Consider the following 4,997-nt stretch of genomic DNA (forward strand, 5'->3'; position numbering starts at 1 on the left):
GGGCTGCTAGCGGCGCTTCTGCTCCTCGCTCATCTCGGCCAGAGCCTAGACCAAGGCCTTCGGCTTCCCCACTGCGCTCAGCGCGGCCTAAGACCCCGAGTCAAAAAAATCTGGGGCAGTTCCCAGCACCTTCCTTGGATACTCGGACGTGATCTGTCACATTCTGAGCATCCCGGTCTTTCAGTCTGGGAATAGGGCGTTATGAACTGACTCTTCAGTTACGTCCCATCCAAGGGTCTTAGCTCTTCGTTCCGCATCCTGCAGTACCAGACGGACGCCATCGTCGACCCGTTGAATGTCGGAGCTAAGGATGATTGTTCCTCCGTCTTCATCCTCTCGGAAGGCACCGACGGTGATGAGCAGATTGAAGGCCTGTCGAATTTGCTCAGCGGACACCTCCGGTAACTCATTGCCCACGAAGTCCAGAAGATCTGTGGGAGCGATTGGCGTCAGCTGCAGCGTCAGTTCCATGAGCACGTCAGACAACGCATTCACCGGTGGGTACGAAACGTTCGGAGGGACCGTCTCCAGTGAGGCACGCAGGAAGGACGAGTCGTCCAGTGAGGGATACGTTTCTCTGCCATCTACTGAATTGTGGTGGACGACCCTTTGAGTTGCACCGTCCTTGACTAGTGTGAGAGATGTCTGTGGAAGTACGACCTGCAGAAAGGGGAGCACGTCCACGGAACCAACGTCAGCCATTTGCACACCCTTTATGGAGCGCTGAATTTCTTGATTGATTTCGTCAATGAGATAGCCGGAGGTTCCACGTTGTTGGATTTCGGTGGACAATCGTCCACCATCTTGGAATAGACGACGAACGGCGTCGACGAACCCAGCCCTGTCCACGGTCTCCAGTGCGTCATTATCAGCGGATTCAGAGATTTTTGCTGATGTGCCCGGAACACCTTGCGCAGACTGGGGACGAAAGATGGAAAGACCGCATCCCTCCTCGATGAACGTCCCGAACGACCGGTAGCCAAAGTCAGCGTAGGTGACCCGCGGCCAGCGACGGCGCAGCAGGCTGTTCATGTACGCTCCGTTGACATCATCTTTCTTCATAGACTGGGGATAGTCCTGCGCCAGCTTCAGCGTTGTTGCGACATATTCTTCCCTCGATGGGACCTTGTTAGAAGGTACGATCTGCGGTACCGGTCGAACCTCAGACTGGTCTAACGTACTGGTGGGGCGCTGCTGAGATGTCGGTATGACCGGGGGAGCGGATAGCTCATCGTCGACTTGCAATTCGATGAAGCGGTCGGCGGCCGCCCGGAGGTTCTGGCTCACACCTCCGGCACGAGCATGGCTGATGGTCACACCGATGACGATCTTCCCGAGGAATTGTAGACGCCGCACGAGAGGGATGAAATCTCCGTCACCACTAACGATCGCAAAAACGTCAATCCATGGTGCTTCCCCAGCGACGGTGAGTGCATCGACGACGAGATGAATATCCGCGGCATTCTTGTTCTTTCTTTCACGCGGGTCCTTTTCAGGACCTCCATAGGACCACACCTGAACGGGTTCCACTCCGTTCTCAACCATCTCGCGTCGATACGTGGACATTCCCGGGTGACTCCAGTTAGCATAGGCACGCGTTGTGGCGGCTCCTGTACTTATCCCAAGAGCTGTCACTTCATGCCTAATTCCTCGTATGAGGCGGGATATAGGGACTCCTAGTACGCCGCCGCCATAGCCTCCAAATAGGTTTTCCAAGTCGATGAAAATAGCCATATTGCGGTGTCTGATTACTTCTGCCACGGCGACCTCTCACGGAATTTTGATTCTGATTGCCTGATGCTATCGTGCCCGAAGAAGAGGGACATCATGAATGTCAAATATCGGGTAGGCGGGTTCAGCCACTCACAAGACAGACCGCGCGATCAGACAGGCTGGTGCGGTTTTCAAAGCACGGCTATGAACCTCGCTGGGTTTGGTAGAAATTTTCCAGATTGATTCCTACCGATTGAATGTTGGTCGGTTACCCGCACTGAGCGCCTGCTCGAATCTTGCGGGTGGAATGTCTCTAAGGCAGACCTGAGCGCACTCGGTGTGCCAATGGATTCATCCGAAAGTCCCGCTAGGCTCCCTCAGTCGCTTTTCACGGATCAAGTGGGGAGTCGGACGTAGGTATAGAGGATTTTCCGTATGCGACTGAACGAAAAACTATCCGAGTTGACGCGGGCTGCATGCCTGCGGTGCGGTAAATTCGGCGTATATCGGAAAGCAGGGTGGGCCCCGAGAGTTGGGCCACGCACCACGCGGTTTCCTAGGACCAATGTATGCGATCGAGGACGTCGAACTGGTTATGGTTCTTGCGGAGACAGGGCATCCCCACCCAGGGAGGTCTATGAACCCGAGGGAAGCTTGAACACGTTGTTTGAAAGCGGGATGCGTCACACCTATCGATCCTTCGCGACAGGAACGGATCTGTTCCATCGCAATTGTCCGCTGGTTCACGGTACCGCTTTACCCCAATCTCACTTTTTACCAGCAGCCACAGCATGTCTGGCTCTCCGACGGACGAATATTTTCAATCGAGAATGGGATCGGCGGCCAGAAGGACCAAAGATGTACTCCAAACGCTACCTTCGGGCGGGACTGGAGATGCTCCCGAACGCAACAGTCGCCGCAGCAGTCCCCGATGACATGAACATGTGCCGTGCACACGGGTTCTTTGGGTAAAACGACAACGGTGTACAAGTAACGGCAATTTCCATCTGAGCCTTTCGCAGGTTCAGTGCAAGGCCATGCCTCGAGAGTTCCTGAAGGCATTGGAAGAGAAAGGCAGGGTTGACCCGCGAAGAATCAGGCACGATTTTCAACTCCGAGATCACGGTCTTGCAGCTTGGTGCGCACGAACCTATTTGGGTGTTCTCTTGGAACGTATCGTGAAGCAATCGGAACTCTGGCGCCGGCATCATCGTCACCACTGAGAACATTGGCGAATAGTCCATCACTGCCTTGACTCAGTGCGATCAGCGTCCTGAGTGTTCAGCTTAGGATCTCTGGATAAAACGCCAGTGAGCACTTTGTAATGCTTCTGTCGAGTTTCCTCTTGAGGGTTGCAGCCAGCCATGCGGACCTCTTCCTCTGCGATCTCGGCGCGGCTATGATGCCGCCATGGCCGCCACCGAAGTCCACACGCCCTACCACCTGAAGGATCCGGCGAAGTGGGTCTTGAACGTATCTCACATCCGGGCCGAACGGCTTGTCGTATTCATCCATGGATTCAACGGCAAGGCAATCAGCACGTGGAACGAATTCCCTGGCAGCGGCAGAACCAGCGACTGGTGGAAAGAGTCCGACATGCTTTTCGTGGGGTACGACTCCAAACGCGACAACATCACGGCGGTTGCTTCCAGGATTCGAGATCGGCTACCCGACTTCTACCCCACTCCGCATCAGGGAGCCATGACGGTCGGTGGCATTCCTGCCAGAGCAGACACGACTTCTTCCTATAAGGAGCTGATCGTGGTGGGGCATTCTCTCGGCGGATTGATTGCACGACGTGCCATGGCTGACGCGGCCCAGGAGCACCTCGATAGTTCGGATGCCTCCACTGCCCCCGACAATACGGAAATACTTGATGCACAGCTGCGACTATTCAGTCCTGCGAGTGCAGGATTCAGGGCGGCTGGATTGCTCGGTGCCGTGAGGGCATCCGGGCTGTGGCCAGCGCTCTTTCTATACCTGTCACGGTCCTCCGCGTTTACCGACCTTCAGCCTGGATCGACCACCCTTCTGGACACGCGACGCCGGACGGAGGCTTTGGCTTCAACATATGGTTCACTGCGGGCCAGGATCCTTTGGGCAAGCCCGGACGATGTCGTGATCCCTGAGCGCTATGACACCGACTACGTTGAATACCTCGCAGACGGGCGGGACCATGGATCGGTTTGCAAACCGAATGCTTCCTATCCGCTTCCGCTGCGCTTCGCGTCCACCGGGCGGATGAAATGACAAATGTTCAGGAGTACAGGCTGAAGGCATTCGAATCGGCATTCACCGAGCCAAGCACGGAGTATTTTATCGAGCGCCCAGGGCTCCTTTCCGACATGAAGGCCTGGCTCGAGAGGTGGGGGCTCCCGGGATTCATGTACATGGTGGACGCCAATGGCACACCCTTCTTCGATACAGCAGACCCCGTCCATGAAAACGATATAGTCCCACCACTGGGAGATTCTCCCTCGAGCCTCGGACTGCTACATCTGTGCTTGCTTATCGAAGCAGGCAACTGGATTACCGCTGGTCGCAGACTCGGGTATTTCCCAGAAACGGCTAGGCCAAGATTCATCCTTGAGCAGTTCAACCTGCAGGCACATCGACGGAAGCTGGAGATCGGCTACCTGGGAACCGCTGATTTCGAGGTCAAGGATGACTTGGGCTTTGAAAACGGTGACGATTTTGGCGATTCGCTTTCGACAACGGTTGAAGATCTAACCGCTGAGCGGATCGAATACCTCTGGCTCATGATGTTCGCTACCGATTCAGAATGGGAGTCACATCTTCAACAGGCCAGAAAACTGGCGGAAAACGTGGCCGCCCGTCCTGATGCATCCTTCCCTGTTGAAGTCATGACAGACGTGGCTTGGCTGTTTTACGGACCAGAGGCGGAACCGATAGAATGGACCGATGCGTTGAGCGAGCGACCCTCTGCCTGGCGCATCGAACGGACTTGGGGCTACAACCTCGGTTACCGGCTGGAAGACTCGACTGGGCGCAAGACGGCAGAACGACGACTATTAAAATTCGGGCAGTGTCGGCATCAGTTCGAGACCGCCGCGCGCACCATATCCGTGAACGAGAATGCCACAGTCACCCTGCACCAGACCAGAGCACTGGAAAACCTGCTGCAAGCCCTTCAGGAAACTGCTCCAAAGGGGCGGCCACCAGGCCAACCGTTACCTGACTGGGTGATCGTTGAGGATTCGCCGGAAACAACAAAAACGGTTATCAAGGAGACCCCGCCAGACCCACCAAAATACAGGCAGGCG

The 4,997-nt window shown here is 55.7% G+C and carries 2 protein-coding genes; one reads left to right on the forward strand and one right to left on the reverse strand.

Features of this window, described 5'->3' with window-relative positions; translation table 11 throughout:
* Positions 1–180 precede the first annotated feature (180 nt).
* The gene (locus K728_RS0117210) at positions 181–1,734 is read right to left on the reverse strand and encodes an NYN domain-containing protein (protein WP_084442937.1); all 1,554 of its coding nucleotides are present in this window, start codon (positions 1,732–1,734) and stop codon (positions 181–183) included.
* Positions 1,735–3,123: 1,389 nt separating this feature from the next.
* Here K728_RS0117210 and K728_RS0117220 point away from each other — a divergent pair.
* Entirely contained in the window at positions 3,124–3,963 is an 840-nt protein-coding gene (locus K728_RS0117220; RefSeq protein WP_024477443.1) for an alpha/beta hydrolase, read from the forward strand.
* Positions 3,964–4,997: the final 1,034 nt, after the last annotated feature.

The sequence above is a fragment of the Arthrobacter sp. CAL618 genome (assembly GCF_000468215.1).
Classification (GTDB): Bacteria; Actinomycetota; Actinomycetes; order Actinomycetales; family Micrococcaceae; genus Arthrobacter_D.